The sequence below is a fragment of the Bacillus sp. AFS059628 genome, from assembly GCF_002571225.1.
Lineage (GTDB): Bacteria > Bacillota > Bacilli > Bacillales > Bacillaceae_G > Bacillus_A.
Window position 1 is genome coordinate 1 of record NZ_NVEC01000084.1, and the last position, 19,298, is coordinate 19,298.

Consider the following 19,298-nt stretch of genomic DNA (forward strand, 5'->3'; position numbering starts at 1 on the left):
ATTGATAATGATGTTCAATTATCGATTGTAATATGAAATTCCGATAGTGTTTATAGAAAGAGGAGGGCAAGTATGAAGCATGCGAAACAAATCGCGGAACATGCAACAATACAAAGTTTTTTAAATTGTTATTTAAGAGAAACAGGAAGTGGAGAATGGATTATAGAGGATAAAAGGATAGAGGATATTTTCTACCATTCATTCCAAAGAGATACTTGCTCTACTTATTTATGCTGTCGGTTATCGGCACAGAACGTTACTTTGTATGGAGAAGTTATATATAAATCAGCAACAGATCGTCATTTGTTTGGAGAACAATTTTATTATCAAATTGGGGATAGTAATTCTGTTATGAAAGCTGATTACGTGACAGTTATTACATTCTTAATAAAAGAGATGTCTATCAACTACGGAGAAGGGACGAATCCTGCCGAACTTATGCTTCGAGTTATACGTAGTTGTCAAAATATTGAGGAATTTATAAAGGATAGAATAGAAGATACATCTGCATTATATGGTTTCCATACATCCTTTATAGAAGCGGAGCAATCTTTATTATTTGGACATTTAACTCATCCAACGCCAAAGAGTAGACAAGGTATTTTGGAATGGAAAAATGCAATATATTCTCCAGAATTAAAAGGAGAATGTCAACTTCATTATTTTAGGGCACATAAAAGTATAGTACATGAAAAATCATTATTATTTGATTCTACAACAGTAATTCTAAAAGAAGAGCTACGTAATGATGAGGTGGTTAGTAAAGAATTTATATTGAAGTATTGTAGGGAAGATGAATATTCATTACTTCCAATACATCCGCTTCAGGCAGAATGGCTATTACACCAACCTTACGTACAAGATTGGATAAATCAAGGAGTACTTGAATATATCGGTCCTGCCGGTAAGCGTTATATGGCAACATCATCACTTAGGACCTTATACCATCCAAAATCAAAATATATGCTTAAGTTTTCATTTCCAGTAAAAGTAACAAATTCAATGCGTATTAATAAATTGAAGGAACTAGAGAGTGGCCTTGAAGGAAAGGAAATGCTAAATACAGCAATTGGTGAAGTGTTAGAACAATTTCCAGGATTTGATTTTATTTGTGACCCAGCATTTATTACATTAAATTACGGAGCAGAAGAATCTGGGTTTGAAGTAATTATACGAGAGAATCCTTTTTACAGAGAATATGCAAATGACGCTACATTAATTGCTGGACTAGTGCAAGATGCTATACCTGGAGAACGTACTCGTTTATCGAATATTATTCATCGACTAGCAGATTTAGAAAGTAGAAGCTGTGAAGAAGTAAGTTTAGATTGGTTTATACAATATATGAATATTTCTTTAAAGCCAATGGTATGGATGTACTTACGTTATGGTGTTGCGTTAGAAGCTCATCAGCAAAATAGTGTTGTTCAGCTAAAGGATGGTTACCCAGAAAAATATTATTTTCGTGATAATCAAGGGTTTTATTTCTGTAATTCAATGAAAAAGATGCTTAATAATGAGTTAGCTGGTATTGGAGAACGCACTGGAAATTTATATGACGATTATATTGTCGATGAAAGATTTCGTTACTACTTAATTTTCAATCATATGTTTGGACTCATTAACGGATTTGGTACAGCTGGATTAATTAAGGAGGAAATTCTTCTCGCGGAATTAAGATCTGTACTTGAATCATTCCTTCCTTATAACCGTGAACCTTCGACCTTTTTAAGAGAATTGTTAGAAGAGGATAAGTTGGCATGTAAAGCAAATTTATTAACGAGATTTTTTGATGTCGACGAGTTAAGTAATCCTTTAGAACAAGCAATTTACGTACAGGTACAGAATCCGCTCGTTAGAGAAGTGGCTGTCCGTTCATAAATAACGTTAAAATTTCACGTAATACAAATAATGGTGTTTTTCATAAGGTGGAGGGTTTTATGAGAGAGGACATGTATCATACAAAAATATTGAAAGCGCTTGAATCAGAAGATTACATTTCAGTGCGAAGAAGAGTGTTACGTCAATTAGTAGAATCGTTAATTTATGAGGGAATCATTATGCCAGTTCGTATAGAAAGCGAAGAACAAATTCTTTTTCTTATACAAGGATTTAATGAGGACAACAAAAGTGTCACATACGAATGTTACGGAAGAGAACGAATGACATTTGGACGTATTTCTATAGATTCATTAATAGTAAGAGTTCAAGAGGAAAAACAAGAAGTACAATCCGTATCGCAATTTTTGGAAGAAGTTTTTCGAGTTGTTAACGTAGAACAAACGAAATTAGATTCTTTTATTCACGAATTAGAACAAACGATATTTAAGGACACGATAGCACAATATGAAAGACATAATAAGGTGAATTATACTCAAAAATCATACGATGACTTTGAAAGCCATTTAGTAGATGGCCACCCATATCATCCTATATATAAAGCACGTATTGGATTTCAATATCGTGATAATTTTCAATATGGATATGAATTTATGAGGCCAATAAAACTTATATGGATTGCAGCCCATAAGAAATATGCGACTATAGGTTATGGAAATGAAGAGATTTATGACAATATTTTAAAAGGCGAGGTAGGCGAGCCTACATTAGAAGCGTATATAGAACGAATTCACAGTACGGGATGTGATCCAAAGCAGTACGTATTTATACCTGTTCATCCTTGGCAGTGGGAAAATTTCATCATTCCCAATTACGCTGATCATATACAAGATAAAAACATTATTTATTTAGGGAAATCAGTGGACGATTATTGTGCGCAACAGTCGATGAGGACGCTAAGAAATGTTACGAATCCAAAGAGACCATATGTAAAGTTATCAATGAACATACTGAATACTTCCACACTCCGTACGCTGAAACCATATTCTGTTGCGAGTGCACCAGCTATATCGAATTGGTTGAGCGATATCGTAAGCCGGGACTCTTATTTAAGGGATGAATCGCGTGTAATTTTGTTACAGGAATTCTCGAGTGTAACGTATGATGCGAATAAGAAAGCCACATATGGTTCATTAGGGTGCATTTGGCGTGAAAGTGTTCATCATTATTTAGATGAGCAAGAAGATGCTGTACCTTTTAACGGATTATATGCAAAAGAGAAGGACGGGACACCAGTTATTGATACATGGTTAAACAAATATGGGATAGAAAATTGGTTGCGATTACTTATTCAAAAGGCAATTATTCCAGTTATACATCTTGTTGTAGAACATGGGATCGCGTTAGAATCACACGGACAAAATATGATTTTAGTTCATAAAGAAGGGCTACCTGTCCGTATTGCATTAAAGGATTTCCATGAAGGACTTGAGTTTTATCGACCATTCTTAAAAGAAATGGATAAATGTCCCGACTTTACTAAAATGCATAAAACATATGCGAATGGAAAAATGAATGATTTCTTTGAAATGGATCGTATCGAATGTTTACAAGAGATGGTATTAGATGCACTGTTCTTATTTAATGTCGGAGAATTAGCTTTCGTACTTGCGGATGAATATGAGTGGAAAGAAGAAAGTTTTTGGATGATAGTGGTCGATGAAATTGAAAACCATTTTAGAAAATATCCACATTTGAAAGATAGATTTGAAAGAGTTCAGCTATACACTTCTACATTCTATGCTGAGCAATTAACGAAGCGTAGATTATATATGGATGTGGAATCGCTTGTTCATGAAGTTCCAAATCCATTGTATAGAGCAAGACAACTTAACAAACAAAAATCAGTTGTTACAGGGGGAAATTATGCTAATCGTTAATAAAGAAGAGTATAGCAAAAGTGATTTTGATTTGAGGTTTCAAGTTTATGAGGGAATGGAACAAATTCAAGAAGCAGTAGGAAATAGATTTGCGCTTTGTCTGAAAGATCCATTCGATATTATTACGCTTGTTTTTTTCTTAAAAGAAAAGAAATCATCCGTATTACTTATACATGAAGATACACCAAAAGAAACCGCTATTGAAATGGCAAAGCGTGCAAATTGTATCGGAATTTTTTATAGAGAAATTAGCGATTTTACGAAATTACAAGGAGTGAACTCTTTATTAGAAGAGCCTTCTTTATTGCAATATAGTTCTGGAACGACGGGAGAACCGAAACTGATTCGTAGAGCGTGGACGGAAGTTGATACAGAAATTACTGCTTATAATGAGGCTTTAAACTGTGAAGTAGATGAAGTGCCGATTGTTATGGCTCCTGTTTCACATTCATACGGATTAATATGTGGAACATTATCTGCAATTATGAGGGGAAGTAAGCCAATTATCATTACAAATAAAAATCCTAAATTCGCCTTAAATATAGTTCGCAATACAGAAAAACATATCATATATGCAGTACCACTTATGTTACATATTATGGGGAGTTTCCCGCAAGGTACGTTTCAGTTTCATAAAATTATGACATCCGGAGCGCCTTTACCAGAAGCTTTGTTTTATAAACTAAAAGAAACGACAACATATATGATGCAACAATACGGTTGTTCTGAAGCAGGTTGTATTAGTATATGTCATGATATGAAAAGCCATTTAGATTTAGGGAATCCACTACCCCATACGAGTATAAGCATAGGTTCAGATGAAAATATGCCTGAAGAAATCGTAGTGAAAATGAACGGTAAAGAAATTTTCACGAAAGATTTGGGATATAAGTCTGAGCGAGGCCTTCATTTTATGGGGCGCATGGATGATGTGATTAACGTTTCAGGATTAAAAGTCTTTCCTATAGAGATAGAAGAAATGATGCTTCGACTAGAAGGCGTTCAAGAGGCAATTGTATATCGAGGGAAACATCCTGTGATGGGCGAAATAGTTAAAGCGAAAGTAATCTCTCATATTGACCCAGTTCGAATAAGAGAATGGTGTATACAGTATTTACCAGCTTACAAAGTTCCACATGAGATTGAAAGTGTAACTGAAATTCCGAAAAATAAAACTGGAAAAGTAAGTAGAAAGTTACTAGAGATGGGAGAGGTTACAACATGAGACGTGAAATATTAAAAAATGAAGTGTTGAAAATTATGACAGAAAAAATGGAACTAAAAAATGTAACGTATTTAGAAGAAACGATGCGTTTAAATCAAGATTTATATATAGATTCGGTAATGCTGTTACAACTCATAGTTTACATAGAAATGGATGTAAAACTATGCGTTCCAGATGATGAGGTAGACCCAAAAGCCTTTCTTACTGTAGGATCATTGCTTGATTTTATGGAGGAATTACAGCCGTTACAGGAAGTGAATGTAAATAACTAACCTTTAAGAAAGTAGATGAGAACATGACTTCAATTAAAGTTCACTGTTTAGTGAGTTGTTTTTGTGAAATTATAAAAAGGCGTAGCGGTATAGATTTTCGTCCTTTTTATTTTGGATTATGGGACGGAGATTTTGATATAACAGAAGGTGGCGTTATTTCGTATCACTCCGAAAATATTAACCACGATAATTATTTATTATGGTATGAAAAATTGTATGGCGTAAAAGTGAACGAATGGTATGATCATGCAAAAGATAAGGATAGCAATGTAGAAACGTTTTTACAATTAGTAGAAAACAAGCCAGAGAATCGCTATGTCATTGTAATGGTAGATATGTCTCTATTGCCAGAGAGGGAAAATAAGTTCCATCAAAAACCATTTCCTCACTATTTGATGATATCAAAGACGGAGAAAGAAGAAGAATGGTTCATGCTAGATCCTGATTTTCGCTGGGAAGGGAATATGGAAAGAGAAAAAGTGCTTCATTCTGTTCAAGATAACCCATTTGGTGGAGGGTATTTTATTGATATAGAAGAAATTCAGGAGCCAACAGAAGAAATGGTAGCAGGTTATTTCATAGAAACTTTCAAAAGAACTGACAATGAACTGACTATGGAGCTAAAAAATTTAATTATAAAAATGGCAAATGAAGAAGAGGGGTATTCGCTTTCTGGTCTTGTAGCAGCAGTAAAACAAATACCAGTACTTGCAATTCGTAAATATAGTTATGAACATGCCTTTGCATACTTCCGTGAAACGTTGCAATATTCAGAGCAAGAATTTGATTATTGGTGTGATCGAGTAGAAGATATTGTACAAGGATTTACAAATGTACAGTATCGTTCCATAAAAATGGCAATGACGAATAATAAAAGTATGCTATTATCAATTGTTGAAAAGCTGGATGAAATGAATGCAATTGAACTGCAAATTAAGGCTGAATTAGAGAGACAGTTTTTATCATGGAAAGAAATGAAAACAAACGAGTCTTTCTTAGCATTATAAAAGGCTAACTGAATTTAAGATAAGGGAGTTCAAACCTATGAAATATTCATTATGTACTATTTCCTTTCGTCATCAATTAATTTCATTTACTGATATTGTTCAATTTGCATATGAAAACGGTTTTGCAGGAATTGAATTGTGGGGGACTCATGCACAAAATTTATATATACAAGAGTATGAAGCGACAGAACGGGAATTAAATTGTTTAAAGGATAAAAACTTAGAAATCACGATGATAAGTGATTACTTAGACATATCCTTATCAGCAGATTTTGAAAAAACAATAGAGAAGTGTGAACAACTTGCAATATTAGCTAATTGGTTTAAAACGAACAAAATTCGTACATTTGCTGGACAAAAAGGTAGTGAAGATTTCTCGGAACAGGAGAGACGGGAGTATGTGAAGCGTATTCGCATCATTTGTGAAGTATTTGCTCAGCATAATATGTATGTACTTTTAGAAACACATCCAAATACGTTAACGGATACATTGCCTTCTACTTTGGAATTATTAGGAGAAGTAGATCATCCGAGTTTGAAAATAAACCTTGATTTTCTTCATATATGGGAGTCCGGCGCAAATCCAATAGACAGTTTCCATCGTCTAAAGCCGTGGATACAACATTACCATTTTAAGAATATATCTTCAGCAGAGTATTTACATGTGTTTGAACCTAATAATGTATATGCAGCAGCGGGAAGTCGTATCGGGATGGTGCCATTATTTGAAGGTATCGTAAATTATGATGAGATTATTCAGGAAGTGAGAGGCACTGACCATTTTGCCTCACTCGAATGGTTTGGACATAATGCGAAAGATATATTAAAAGAAGAAATGAAAGTTTTAACAAATAGAAATTTAGAAGTAGTAACTTCTTAATATAAAATGATGTAAGAGTCTCTCATTGTAGAGGCTCTTTTTTTATAAAAAAATAATAACCAAAAATTACCATGTATTTAAATTAAAATTTAACACAATTTATATATAAATAAGGAGGTGATTGGTAATGGCTAGAAATCGTAATTCTAATCAATTAGCATCACATGGAGCACAAGCGGCTTTAGATCAAATGAAATATGAAATTGCACAAGAGTTTGGTGTACAACTTGGCGCTGATACTTCTTCACGTGCAAACGGTTCTGTAGGCGGTGAAATTACAAAACGCCTTGTAGCGATGGCAGAACAACAACTTGGTGGCGGATATACTCGCTAATTGTAGAAGGTTATAGGAGAAAGGAAGGATTCTTCCTTTCTTTTTTTTTTCAATTAATTGGTATGGATATATTGCGAACAGGATTCAAAGAATAGGAATAGTACTATATTTTCCCCAATTTCTTTTGTTGTGAATGGGAAGTAGTAAAGATGTAATAGCCCTGGTGGAATGAAAAATCACGTTCCAGCAGGGCTATTATATGGTAAGAAATATATGATGAAAGGTTCCGAAGTCAACATGTTAAAAAAAGAAAACTGTTGTTTAATTGCACTTGCATCAGTTCCACTTGTTATGACGTTAGGGAATTCAATGCTTATTCCAATCCTGCCGACTATTGAAAAGAAATTACATATTTCATCATTTCAAGTATCCATGATTATTACAATATACTCTATTGTAGCTATTTTACTTATACCGATTGCTGGTTATTTATCAGATAGATGGGGACGAAAGATGGTAATGGTTCCGAGTTTGCTGATTGCGGCTATAGGAGGAGCGATAACTGGTTGGGTATCTTGGAAAGTTGATAATCCCTACACTTGGATATTAATCGGTAGAGCGATTCAAGGTATTGGTGCTGCTGGTGCGATGCCAGTTGTTATACCGTGTGTTGGTGATTTATACAAAGATGAAAAACAAGTTAGCACAGGTTTAGGAATCATCGAAACATCCAATACGTTTGGAAAAGTGCTGAGCCCTATTTTAGGATCTGCTCTTGCTGCCATTGCATGGTTCTTACCATTTTGGGCGATTCCAATTTTATGCGTAATATCAATTGTTTTATTACTCGTTCTCGTAAAGGCAAAGAAACAAGAAGGAGAAGTACCGCCACTTAAAGAGTTTATCAAATCTATTCTCGCTACGTTTCGAGAAAAGGGAAGATGGTTGATTGCCATTTTTGCATTAGGTGCAATTATTATGCTTATTTTATTCGGAATTCTCTTTTATCTGTCGACTATACTGGAATCAAAGTATGACATTCATGGTATATGGAAAGGGTGTGTACTTGCGATTCCGTTACTTGTACTGTCACTTAGTTCATATATGGCTGGCAAAAAAATTGGAGATAATCAAAATGTGATGAAGAAGTGTATTTATATTGGTTTTTTAATGGCTGCTGCATCAGTTATCATTCCTTTATTTATAAAAGGGATTTATTTACTACTTCTTTGTCTCGTTATTATGGGTATAGGAATTGGTATGGCACTCCCATGTTTAGATGCTCTTATTACACAAGGGATTGAAAAGGAGCAAAGGGGGACGGTTACGTCATTTTATAGTTCTATGCGATTTATCGGTGTAGCAGCTGGACCACCTCTATACTCTTTTTTCATGAAAGGTGCTGACCATGAAGTGTTTTATGTAACAAGTATATGCGCTGTTATCGGTGCTGTTATAGCGATCATTTGGATTAAACCAGCAAAAGATGCAAAGAACGTAAAACAGAAACCGGAACCTACTTCATAATTTGAAAGAGAATTGCATGATGTTTTCAGTAACATGCAATTCTCTTTCGTTCATTAAGAATAAATAACTTGTTTTAACATATAAAGCGCGACACCCCATATGATGAGACCAGAAAATTTATTTAATAACACGATTGTCTTTCCGGTTGAGTCCATTCTTTTTAGAAATTTCCCCGCGAAAGCTAAGCTTATAAACCAAATCCACGAAACGATAATAGTTGCAAGTGTGAAAGCCCATTTTTCACTTCCTATGTATTGAATAGAATTTGTTCCGATTACACCGATTGTATCTAAAATTGCATGTGGATTTAATAACGAAACCGATGCAGCAAAAAGGATTTGCTTTTTTAATGGCATGCTGTTTTCTTGTTTTATATCGTTGGAAGGGTTACTTCTCCAAATAACAAAGCCCATATATAGGAGAAAGAAAAATCCAATTATATATAACGAGTTAGTTAGCCAAGAAAAAGTAAGGAGTACAAGGGAGACACCTTGCACCGCAATCAATATGAGTAACGTATCACATATTGAGGCAGTTAATAAGACAGGGGCTGTCCTCCAAATGTTTGGTTGGCTCGCACCTTGATTAAAGACGAAAACATTTTGGACGCCTAATGGAATAATAAGACCAAATGCAAGAATGATACCATGAATAATTGCCTCACTCATCATATTACCTCCTATTTAAATTTATTATGATAGTGTATATTGTATAGAAGAAATGAAAATTTGTATCCATCCATATGGTTGGGGAGGTTACCAACCAAAAAGAATATAAGGTGATATGATGGAAAGATCTTTTTGGAAACCGAATATGTCTCTAGCGACACCTCTGTATAAACAAATAGAAGCGTATATAAAAGAAAGAATCGTTAATGGAGAATGGACTATTGGAACGAAATTACCTTCACAAAGAGATTTGGCACATACATTTGGTGTGAACCGGAGTACAATTGTAATGGCTTTCGATGAGCTAGTGGCAAAGGGATACATTGAAGGGAATGGCAGGAAAGGAACAATTGTTGTAAAGAATAATGAGAATACTTCTACATACGCACCCCCGCCTAATTGGCAGTCTTATGTAGAAACAGGACTCCATTATCCGAATCTGCCTGCTATTCAAGAAATAAATCAAGCTGAATTTTATCCACATGTAATTCGTTTAGGAACAGGTGAACTCGCGCCAAGTCTTTTACCTGAAAAAAAGATGAAAAATATTATGAGTAAGCTTTTAAAATCGAGCATGATACTTAGTTATGAGGAACCGAAAGGAAATTTCTATTTAAGGAAGAAAATTGCGGACTATTTAAAAGGACATGGTGTATATGTAACTGCTGATTCTATATTAATTGTTTCAGGAGCAATTCAGGCATTGCAACTTATTTCTATGGGGCTTCTACCAAAAGGGGCATCTATCTTATTAGAAAAACCATCTTATTTATATTCTCTTAATGTTTTTCAATCAGCAGGAATGAGATTAATTGGTATACCGATGGATGAGAACGGTTTACATGCATCATACATTCCAAAATATAAGAAGCAATTTAATGCATCTATATTATATACAATCCCGTCTTTTCATAATCCGACGAACTTTAGTATGAATGAGAAGAAACGAATAGAAGTGATGGAAATATGTAATGAAATTGGATTGCCTATTATAGAGGACGCGGTATATCAAGACTTATGGTTTGATGAGCCTATTTCAAAGCCTTTAAAAGCATATGATAAAAACGGAATTGTACTACATATCGGGAGTATGTCTAAAGTCATTAGTCCAGGATTAAGAATTGGATGGATTGTTGGATCTGAGCCAGTCATTCAAAGATTGGCAGACATAAAAATGCAAACGGATTATGGATCGAGTTCTATATCCCAGCAAATTGCAGCGGAATGGTTTACAAATGGATTGTATGATGAACATTTACAGTTTGTAAGAACTAAGTTGAAAAAACGCAGAGATTTTATGTTACAAATGTTAGAGAAATATTGTCATGATATAGCAACTTGGTATGAACCGGCAGGTGGTTTTTATATTTGGTTATATATGAATATCCCTGTTTCAAATCGTAGCTTATTTGACAAAGCTTTGAAAGAAAAGATTTTATTAAATCCAGGTACTTTGTATGATAGAAGCGCAAAGCAATATTTGCGTCTATCCTATTCATACGCAACGTTAGAAGAAATTGAAATAGGTATTAAAAAACTTGCACAACTAATGAAAAAGTAAGAGGAGAAAGTAATGAAACAATATGTCATTTGCCAAATTATCAATGGAGAAAAATATTTAGCTGCTTATGCGGAGACGAAGCAGGAAGCAATTGAAAAAGCAGAATTGTTAGGATTACGAACGGGAAATCGATACACCGTTATTACTGCAGAGGAAGCAGCAGGGTTAACGTATCCTTAAACAACGTATAATAATGATGCAGAAAGTAAATAAGCCTAGTAATATATTATTACTAGGCTTATTTTTTTGAAAGCGTTACGTGTTCTCGTATGAAAAGTAATAATATTATGATTCAAGTTGACGGAAATAACGATTTGATTTTCGATCCTGATTTCCGTTTCTATATTCATCAATATATTGTCTGAAGTTCCACGATTGTAAAAACTTATTTGCAGCATTGTAACCAGAATTGTATAGCCACTCTTTTTCTTTCTTTGTTAAATCGAAGTTTGTACTTGTAATGGCTCCTGTTGGAATTGTAATTGTTCTTGCTTTTGATTCCTTGTCTAAATGACGTAAATCATGGGCTTGCATCATTGTTTTAAAAAGTCCTTTGAACATAGAGATAGGCTCGTTGTAGTGGGCTGGGTCAGCTTGAATCTCATCTTTTACGAAATGAAACCCAAAAGTCGGCCAGCGGGGAGAGGTAGGAGAGTCGAAAATCCAAATTGGATAATTGCTTAAAATTCCTCCATCAACCATATAACAAGGTTGCTTCCATTTAGGGGTTCTCCATTTTACGGGCTCAAAGAAGAAGGGGATTGTACTACTCATTCTTACAGCTTTAGCAATAGAAAAGCGATAATTTAAAAATCCGTAGTTTGGTAAGTCATCGGGAAAGATAACCATTTTACCATTACTTATATCAGAAGCAATAATTTTAAGCTTATTTAAATCAGGTAAATCTGTAAATAAGTGAACTCCTTTTTTTCGCAGTAATTCTTCAATCCATTCTTCTATAAAAATATTAGAGTAAATACCAAGACTAGTCCATGCGCTTAATCCTTTGCCGATAAATGGAATTCTGTCAATAAAGGTTTTCTTCGTAAATTTATTATAATCAATGTCAGTTATAATCGTTTTTAACTCTGAGCAAGAATATCCTGCTGCTAGGAGCGCGGCGATAATGGAACCAGCTGATGTTCCAGCTACACGCTCCCATTCATAGCCTTTTTCAGCTAACGCGCAAATTGCCCCTACATGCGCAATTCCGCGTACACCGCCTCCTTCAAAAACACCATCAATCTTCATCCATCATACTTCCTTTCGCATAAAGTATTTGAAAATGGCAAAAAAGCACGTATTGTACGTGCTTTTTTACAATAGTTTTTAAATTTACTAGCAGCCTACAAAGCCGCCCCAACAGCTAGCTCCAATGATGATTAGAAGGATAAATAAAACGATTAATAAAGCGAAACCTCCATAACCACATCCACCGCAACTACCGCCGTAGCCGTAACCGCCGCAACTATATCCGTAACCCATGTGGAATTCCTCCTTATATTAAAGATAAAAATGAACGAGGGGAAAATGTACTGGAAGAAATAATGAACTATCGTGTTTGTAGGAACAATGTATACTATGCTTTTTTAAACTTGTTCGCGTATGTAGGAAGAGCCCGTTTTTTGGGAGGCTTGTTGTTTTTATAAAGAATGGAGTATAATTTTTGTGCGATGATACAAATAAGTATGTAAATATAAGGAGAATGTATGAATAAACAAATTGAAGTATTAATTGATAAATATGGGCTCACACATTTAAAAGAGGAACTTATGAATACTGTATTTCCTTGTATAAAAGTTGTGCCAAAGCAGGCGGAAACAGTAGCGATAGGTAGTTCGAAAATGGGAGGGATTCCTGACTTACCAGCTACATTTGAATACCCAACGCATAAAGGAAATCCGTTACAGTTTATCGCTCAATTTAATTTAAATGATTTACAAAATGTTGGTATAGATCACGATCTCCCTGAGAAAGGGATGTTATATTTCTTTAGCGTTGAAAATTACTTTGAAGAAGATGTGAATCCAACCGAAGCGGGACGTGTGCTTTATTATGATGTTCCTGTTGAGCAATTACGAAGAGCGGATGAATTGCAAACGAATTATAATCAGTGTGCAACTACTTTTGAATTGACATATAAATTGCCAGAGCTCTTCATTGAAAATGAGGCTGATTCAGATCGATTCTTACAATTGCTTGAAGAGTTAATTCCAGATAACTACGATAACCATCAAATATTTGGTGAGCCATTTTCTGTACAAGATGAGGTATTGTACGAAACTGGACAGTATATGGAAATAGACCCGCAGCAAATGACGCTTTTATTCCAAATTGATTCAGATACTAAAAATTGTAATATGATGTGGGGAGATTTAGGGATGCTTTATTTCTGCATTGGAAATGAAGACTTGAAAAATCGACGTTTTGAAAATGCATGTTGTGTATTACAAACTTGTTAATGAAGAAGGTTGTTCTTATAAAAAGAACAGCCTTTTTACAATGTTAAATATGCATAATCTCATATGACCTATACGAAAAAGTATTGTATACTCTGAAACTATACGATACTTTTTCGTATAGTTATAGAATGTAAGGAGTGACATGATGGGAAAGACAAGTAAGTATGTGACAGCTGCCGCACTTTGTTCAACGATAGTAATGGGAGGCTTACAGGCTTCATCTGTATCTTATGCTGCTACGAATTCAACTGTAGCGACATCACAATCAGATGCAAAGTTGTTAAATGATTTTAGAAAAGAACTAAAAAAACAGGTTGATAATCGAGAAGAAAATATTACAATCACATATAAAACAAAAGATGGAAATGCTAGAAATGTGATGGACCAATTGTACGGCGAGTTTAATAAAGTTGTAGATGCAGATGAGTATGTAAAATATAATGTAGCGTCTACTAGATATTCTATTAAAGGATTACCAGGAAACTATACGTTTACACTGCAAGTTAAGTACCGTGAATCAAAAGAGCAAACACAATATGTAAAATCTCAGGCGAAAGCGATTATAGGCTCGATTGTAAAACCAGGAATGGATGAGCATGAGAAAGTAAAAGCTATTCATGATTACGTTGTAAAACATGTATCGTATGATACGTCTTATGGAGCATATACAGCATATGAAGCGTTAGCGAATCGTTCTGCCGTTTGCCAAGGATATACGTTATTAACATATGAATTACTAAAAGAAGCGGGTATCCAAAACCATATTGTAACAGGTACAGGAAATGGACAAGCTCACGCATGGAATTTAGTGAACATTGAAAACAAATGGTACCACCTTGATACTACATTCGATGATCCAGTGCCAGATAAAGCTGGACGTGTAACATATTCATATTTTAATATGTCTGACGAGCAGTTAAGTAAAGATCACGAATGGGATCGTAGCAAATATCCAGCGGCAACTACAAGTTATTTCAGTGAATTAACAAATAAAATAAAAGCTGGTAGCTCAAAAACTGTCGTATATGAGCAGATGTTAAAAGAAACAAATCTACAATACTTATCTGCAGAATACGGAGCAGAAAATTATAATGAATTTAAGAAAAAGTTACAGCAACAGTTTGCAGCTAAACCAGAAAAAGTAGAAGTGCGATATAAGCAGTCCATGGATGGGACGATGCAAGATATAAAGAAAGTATTAAATGAAATAAATTGGCCAAAAGGTGCAAAGCGTGTGTCTTATCAAGTAGCGCCTTATAGTGCATTGGCGGGTTATTCATTAGCTACAATTACGTTTACGTATTAAGCAATGGGAAAAAGCATCTGTAAAAGATGCTTTTTTTATTTATTGATTACTTTTTAATATTAAGAATTATGTGATAAAATAAAAGGATAAGGATGTGAATGCGGAATGAACTTGTTCGAAAGTAATATATTTACATTGATATATACTTGTTTAGTAATCGGACTTGTCGTTTTATTTTTCCTATCATTTACTTTGTTTATAAGAAGAGTATTGCAAAACAGCGTTGCAAAAAAACAACATGTGATGCATATGAATAAGAAGCTAGATCGAATTATTGAATTGCTTGAGAAAGATAAGAAATAATGATAGAAGATGTATGAAAAGGGGAAAGAGAATGGCCAATTATATAAAAGAATTACGTGAAAAAGTAGGGCATGATTATGTTTTCTTAAACTTTGCCGGTGGTTGTGTATTTAATAAAGAAGGAGAAGTATTACTGCAAAAAAGAGGAGACTTTAACGCTTGGGGCTTTCCTGGCGGGGCAATGGAAATTGGAGAATCGGCTGCAGAAACTGCAATTCGAGAAATAAAAGAAGAAACCGGGTATGATGTAGAAATAAATGAGCTTATTGGAGTGTATACAAAATATTTTCAATCATATCCAAATGGAGACAAGGCACAGTCAATTGTGATGTGTTTTTCATGCTCAATAGTTGGAGGGAATAAAAAAATAGATGGTGATGAAACGTTGGATTTGAAGTTTTTCCCGTTAGACGACATGCCACCGTTATTTTGTAAACAGCATGAAGATTGCCTGCAAGATTTATTGGAGAAAAGAGTAGGGGTATATCGTTAACATATAAAAAAGAAGCTAAATGAGATTAGCTTCTTTTTTATGTTTTACTTATTTCCACCAATCATCAAACATAGATGCTGGAACTTGTCTCTTATGTTCGCTCACTGTGTAACGCTTTTCAATTTTTTCTGCAACGTCAGCTGGAACTGCTTTACCTTCTAAATAGTCATCAAGTTGATCGTACGTAATACCTAATTCTGTTTCATCAGCTTGACCTGGTTTTTCATCTAATAAATCAGCTGTTGGCATTTTTAAGTAAAGTCGCTCGTCCGCACCTAATTCTTGTAATAAAGCGCGTCCTTGGCGTTTCGTTAATCCCGTTAACGGTAAAAGGTCTGCACCACCATCTCCGAATTTTGTAAAGAATCCTGTAACAGCTTCTGCAGCGTGATCAGTTCCAATCACAAGTAATCCTTGTTGACCACCGATTGCGTACTGCGTAACCATACGGATACGTGCTTTCACGTTACCTTTATTGAAATCTGTTAATGATTCACCTAATAAGTTTTCGTATTGATTTGAGAAAGCATCAACGGTTGAAGCGATATCAAATGCAACAGATTGATCAGCTTGAATAAATTGTAATGCTAACTGCGCATCATCTTCGTCTTTTTGCACTTTATAAGGAAGGCGCACAGCGATAAACGTTGCGTTACCACCTTCATTACGAATTTCCTCTACTGCAAGCTGAGCTAAACGTCCAGCTAATGTAGAATCTTGTCCGCCACTAATGCCAAGTACAAATCCTTTTGCACCTGTTTTTTTTACATAATCTTTTAAGAAATCAACACGTTTACGGATTTCTGCTTTCGGATCGATTACAGGCTGAACATGTAATGCTTTCATAATTTGTTCTTGTAATGTCATTATGTTTTCCTCCTATTCATATTAAAGCGGTAATTAAGTTTATATGTATATTGGTTCATACTTCTACCCTTTATTATTTCGCAAAACTAACGAATATACAATAGGATGCGTGTATGAATATGAATGTAGTCATTATAATGAAACTGTTTCATTTAAGCAATTTTTTTGAAACCTTTCAATAATGTAAGGTTTTTGTCATTTGAATCGATGGAAGGTATTTCCGGACTTTACTAATATGAGAACATAGTTAGTAGAAGGGCGGAGAAGGAATATGAACATTAGAGAACTCGCATACCGGAATGTAACGCGAAATAGACGAACATACTCAGCATATTTTTTAAGTAGTGCATTTGCCATTATGGCCTTTTTTGTTTATTCATTTTTTGCGTTTCATCCCGCATTAAGTGCTGGAGAATTGGGACGATACGTATTTGTAAGTATGTCTTTTGCACAGTCCATTATTTACTTATTTACATTTTTCTTTATTTTATATTCGATGGGAATGTTTTTAAAAACGAGAAAGCGTGAATTAGGAATTTTAATGATGCTAGGTATGACGAAATATCAATTAAAGCGTCTTATCTTCTTTGAAAATATTATGATTGGGATAGGGGCCATTATATTTGGAATACTTGCTGGAATGCTATTTTCTGGAGTATTACTATTTGTAGCTCCGATGATATTAAAATTAGATATTTCTTTAGCTTATTACATACCAATGAAAGCCATTGTTGTAACGAGTATTATGTTTTTCATATTATTTATGATTATTTCATTGTTTAGTGCAGGAATGATTCGAAAAAATAAAATTATGAAATTGTTTAGAGGATCAGCAGAAGCGAAGCCAGAACCGAAAGCATCCATTATTTCTTCTATATTAGCGGTTATATTGCTTAGTGCAGGATATGCAGGAGCACTTATGTCACACGGTGCAATGGTATTTGTCATGATGATTCCTGTTACAACGGTAGTCATTACTGGTACGTATTTGCTGTACAAGCAGTTGAGTGTCTTTATTATTAGACTATGTAAAAAAAGTAAACGTTTCTATTGGACACAGACAAATATTATTACGCTGTCAGATTTAGCTTACCGTATGAGAGACAACGCAAGAATGTTCTTTATTGTAACCATTATTTCAACTGTAGCATTTTCAGCGATAGGTACATTAGTAGGTTTCACGTCCATGACGAAAGGGATTATGGAGAGACCAATTGCGTTTCAGTATCATTCTAAGCAAGGAAATAGTAATGAATCACAGCATTTGAAAATGATTGATGAAGGATTAAAGAAACATAGTATAGTAGCTTCTAAAACGAGTGTTTCAACGAAAAAGGCGGAGCAGCAGTCGTTAAGAAGTGCCGTTTTCATAAAAGAATCAGATTATGAAAAATATGCAAAATTAACAGGAGAACCATTTCAAACTGTTGCAAATAAAGAAGCTCTATTCTTAGCAGTCGATATACCAGGACCACCGATAAAAGAAAGAAAAGAAATTACTTTACCACATTTGAATGAACCTTTACATGTGAAAAAAGTTAATACTTCTTCCTTAAGTAAAATATTAAGAGGTAACGTTTATGTAATCTCTAAAAATCAATATGATGCATTACAAGATGGATTTAAAGAGGAAAAAGATTATGTGTATAAAACAGAAGGAACGAAAGAGGAAATAGAGGTTGGTAAAGAGCTTACGTATCAAATGAAGCCATATCAAGAATATGCAACATTTAGTGCAGAAGAGTATGAACAAAACCAAAGTTTACAAATCGCAGGACCAATTCTATTTGTAGGTTTCTTTATTGGTATCGTATTTTTCGTATGTGCAGGAAGCTTCCTTTACTTCCGTTTGTTTTCTGATTTAGAGGATGATACTCGTTTGTTTGAAATGATCCGAAAAGTAGGTTTAACGAGCGGAGAATTATCGAAAGTAGTTACAATTCGATTAGCACTATTATTCTTCGTTCCAATAGGTGTTGCAACATTACATGGAGCAGTAGCGTTAACTGCTTTGGGACAGATGTTTGAGTACTCACTATTTAAAGAAAATGCGACTGTATTAAGTATTTTCGTAGGAATTCAAGTTTTATATTTCTTACTGATACGATCTCGTTATTTAAAACAATTGAAAGAAAGATTACGTATTCATTAAATGTGTTTTTTTAACTTGAGTACAAAATTTTCTAAAAAGATACAAGTATTACCAAAAAGTGATAAAATGGAAAGAGCGAGGTGGAAAAATAATAGAAAGTAAGGGGGGAGTAATATGAAAGCAACAGGAGTTATTCGAAAAGTAGACGAATTAGGACGAATTGTTATTCCTAAAGAATTACGTGATGTATTGGGGATACAAATCAAATCACCGCTTGAAATTTTCGTAGAAGAAGACAAAGTCATTTTACAAAAATATCAACCTTACAATGCTTGTCAAATAACAGGTGATGTTTCAGATCAAAACATTTCATTAGCAAATGGAAACATTACTGTTAGTATAGATGGAGCGAAACATCTCATAAAAGAAATAGAGAAGTTTTTAAATAAGAGTGAGGGTTAGTCTTAATTTAAATTATTTTTAAAATTTTATATCATTCTTTAAAAACTATAAAAGGACCATTAAATTGGTCCTTTTATTTATCTCGTAATTTTTAGACAAGAAAAATTACGAGATAAATAA

General features: G+C 34.3%; 20 protein-coding genes. 16 read left to right on the top strand and 4 right to left on the bottom strand.

Annotation, left to right across the window (positions count from 1 at the left end; genetic code table 11):
* Positions 1 to 72 precede the first annotated feature (72 nt).
* The 8 genes from asbA to bcbE all read left to right on the top strand — a co-directional run bounded on the left by asbA (position 73) and on the right by bcbE (position 8,964).
* Entirely contained in the window at positions 73 to 1,881 is a 1,809-nt protein-coding gene (gene asbA, locus COL05_RS25230; protein ID WP_098670579.1) for a petrobactin biosynthesis protein AsbA, read from the top strand.
* Positions 1,882 to 1,940: 59 nt separating this feature from the next.
* Entirely contained in the window at positions 1,941 to 3,779 is a 1,839-nt protein-coding gene (locus COL05_RS25235; RefSeq protein WP_098670580.1) for an IucA/IucC family protein, read from the top strand.
* A complete protein-coding gene (locus COL05_RS25240) occupies positions 3,766 to 5,004 on the top strand; it encodes an AMP-binding protein (protein WP_098670581.1) in 1,239 nt (412 codons plus the stop codon). The genes COL05_RS25235 and COL05_RS25240 overlap by 14 nt, the downstream gene beginning before the upstream one ends.
* Entirely contained in the window at positions 5,001 to 5,276 is a 276-nt protein-coding gene (asbD, locus tag COL05_RS25245; protein WP_098670582.1) for a petrobactin biosynthesis protein AsbD, read from the top strand. The genes COL05_RS25240 and asbD overlap by 4 nt, the downstream gene beginning before the upstream one ends.
* Before the next feature lie 23 nt (positions 5,277 to 5,299).
* On the top strand, positions 5,300 to 6,283 hold the full coding sequence (gene asbE / locus COL05_RS25250) for a petrobactin biosynthesis protein AsbE (RefSeq protein WP_098670583.1): 984 nt from the start codon (positions 5,300 to 5,302) through the stop codon (positions 6,281 to 6,283).
* Between the two features lie 37 nt (positions 6,284 to 6,320).
* Positions 6,321 to 7,163, top strand: a complete 843-nt coding sequence (locus COL05_RS25255; protein WP_098670584.1) for a sugar phosphate isomerase/epimerase family protein — start codon at positions 6,321 to 6,323, stop codon at positions 7,161 to 7,163.
* Positions 7,164 to 7,290: 127 nt separating this feature from the next.
* Complete coding sequence (locus COL05_RS25260; protein WP_000113545.1) at positions 7,291 to 7,497, top strand: alpha/beta-type small acid-soluble spore protein; 207 nt, start codon at positions 7,291 to 7,293, stop codon at positions 7,495 to 7,497.
* 237 nt (positions 7,498 to 7,734) lie between these two features.
* Positions 7,735 to 8,964, top strand: coding sequence for a bacillibactin exporter BcbE (bcbE, locus tag COL05_RS25265; RefSeq protein ID WP_142337659.1), 1,230 nt, complete (start codon positions 7,735 to 7,737; stop codon positions 8,962 to 8,964).
* A 53-nt stretch (positions 8,965 to 9,017) separates the two neighbouring features.
* Here bcbE and COL05_RS25270 read toward each other — a convergent pair whose 3' ends face one another.
* Positions 9,018 to 9,632, bottom strand: a complete 615-nt coding sequence (locus tag COL05_RS25270; RefSeq protein ID WP_098670586.1) for a LysE/ArgO family amino acid transporter — start codon at positions 9,630 to 9,632, stop codon at positions 9,018 to 9,020.
* 115 nt (positions 9,633 to 9,747) lie between these two features.
* Here COL05_RS25270 and COL05_RS25275 point away from each other — a divergent pair, with 115 nt between their 5' ends.
* Positions 9,748 to 11,193, top strand: coding sequence for an aminotransferase-like domain-containing protein (locus COL05_RS25275; RefSeq protein WP_142337658.1), 1,446 nt, complete (start codon positions 9,748 to 9,750; stop codon positions 11,191 to 11,193).
* A 12-nt stretch (positions 11,194 to 11,205) separates the two neighbouring features.
* On the top strand, positions 11,206 to 11,373 hold the full coding sequence (locus COL05_RS25280; RefSeq protein WP_076536952.1) for a DUF3933 family protein: 168 nt from the start codon (positions 11,206 to 11,208) through the stop codon (positions 11,371 to 11,373).
* Between the two features lie 105 nt (positions 11,374 to 11,478).
* Here COL05_RS25280 and COL05_RS25285 read toward each other — a convergent pair whose 3' ends face one another.
* Positions 11,479 to 12,444: a patatin-like phospholipase family protein gene (locus COL05_RS25285; protein WP_098670588.1), complete on the bottom strand. Its 966-nt coding sequence runs from the start codon at positions 12,442 to 12,444 to the stop codon at positions 11,479 to 11,481.
* A gap of 87 nt (positions 12,445 to 12,531) precedes the next feature.
* Positions 12,532 to 12,678 (bottom strand): YjcZ family sporulation protein, encoded by a 147-nt coding sequence (locus COL05_RS25290; protein ID WP_000540425.1) that lies wholly within the window; start codon positions 12,676 to 12,678, stop codon positions 12,532 to 12,534.
* A gap of 224 nt (positions 12,679 to 12,902) precedes the next feature.
* Between COL05_RS25290 and COL05_RS25295 the strand changes: the two genes are divergently transcribed.
* The 4 genes from COL05_RS25295 (at position 12,903) to COL05_RS25310 (ending at position 15,757) form a co-directional block, all read left to right on the top strand.
* On the top strand, positions 12,903 to 13,655 hold the full coding sequence (locus COL05_RS25295) for a YwqG family protein (RefSeq protein ID WP_098670589.1): 753 nt from the start codon (positions 12,903 to 12,905) through the stop codon (positions 13,653 to 13,655).
* Positions 13,656 to 13,800: 145 nt separating this feature from the next.
* Positions 13,801 to 14,961, top strand: a complete 1,161-nt coding sequence (locus COL05_RS25300) for a transglutaminase domain-containing protein (RefSeq protein ID WP_000520870.1) — start codon at positions 13,801 to 13,803, stop codon at positions 14,959 to 14,961.
* 105 nt (positions 14,962 to 15,066) lie between these two features.
* Entirely contained in the window at positions 15,067 to 15,264 is a 198-nt protein-coding gene (locus COL05_RS25305) for a DUF4083 domain-containing protein (RefSeq protein WP_061658198.1), read from the top strand.
* Between the two features lie 31 nt (positions 15,265 to 15,295).
* The gene (locus COL05_RS25310; RefSeq protein WP_048527390.1) at positions 15,296 to 15,757 is read left to right on the top strand and encodes an NUDIX hydrolase; all 462 of its coding nucleotides are present in this window, start codon (positions 15,296 to 15,298) and stop codon (positions 15,755 to 15,757) included.
* Between the two features lie 48 nt (positions 15,758 to 15,805).
* Here COL05_RS25310 and nadE read toward each other — a convergent pair whose 3' ends face one another.
* Entirely contained in the window at positions 15,806 to 16,624 is an 819-nt protein-coding gene (gene nadE, locus COL05_RS25315) for an ammonia-dependent NAD(+) synthetase (RefSeq protein WP_000174883.1), read from the bottom strand.
* 271 nt (positions 16,625 to 16,895) lie between these two features.
* Between nadE and COL05_RS25320 the strand changes: the two genes are divergently transcribed.
* Positions 16,896 to 18,776, top strand: a complete 1,881-nt coding sequence (locus tag COL05_RS25320; protein ID WP_098670590.1) for an ABC transporter permease — start codon at positions 16,896 to 16,898, stop codon at positions 18,774 to 18,776.
* 114 nt (positions 18,777 to 18,890) lie between these two features.
* On the top strand, positions 18,891 to 19,178 hold the full coding sequence (locus COL05_RS25325) for an AbrB/MazE/SpoVT family DNA-binding domain-containing protein (RefSeq protein ID WP_098670591.1): 288 nt from the start codon (positions 18,891 to 18,893) through the stop codon (positions 19,176 to 19,178).
* Positions 19,179 to 19,298: the final 120 nt, after the last annotated feature.